This is a genomic window from Dolichospermum circinale AWQC131C (assembly GCF_000426905.1).
GTDB classification, from domain to species: domain Bacteria; phylum Cyanobacteriota; class Cyanobacteriia; order Cyanobacteriales; family Nostocaceae; genus Dolichospermum; species Dolichospermum circinale.
Genome location: NZ_KE384600.1, coordinates 1 through 320, shown reverse-complemented (window position 1 = coordinate 320; position 320 = coordinate 1). Strand labels below are relative to the sequence as shown.

The 320-nt window shown below is 32.8% G+C and carries 1 pseudogene; it reads right to left on the bottom strand.

Going from position 1 to position 320, the window contains the following annotated elements:
- Positions 1–320 (bottom strand): annotated as a pseudogene (locus ACIR131C_RS26660) (ATP-binding protein); the annotation flags it as partial.

The following is a 320-nucleotide window of genomic DNA, read 5'->3' as shown; positions in this document are numbered from 1 at the left end:
TTGTATCTTTAACCATTTTTTCTACAACTTCTTTAGCCAAAGCATTCACTAACCAAGGTTGTCGTTGGGTTAAATCAAATGCTGTTTCTATAGCTTCTGGTGTGAAAATTTGTCCTGTTGCTTCTGTATGTTGTTGATATAATTCTCCTACTTCTTCAATATAAAAATTTCTCAAGGTAATAGAACTAGCTTTAATATTAAAAGGAATGGAATTATTTATTCTTTCACTACCTCCCGATGCTACTTTATAATCTTTGACATCTCGTAAACCAATTAATCCTACAGATGAGGGAAAATTTTCGGGACGGTTAGGAAAACCA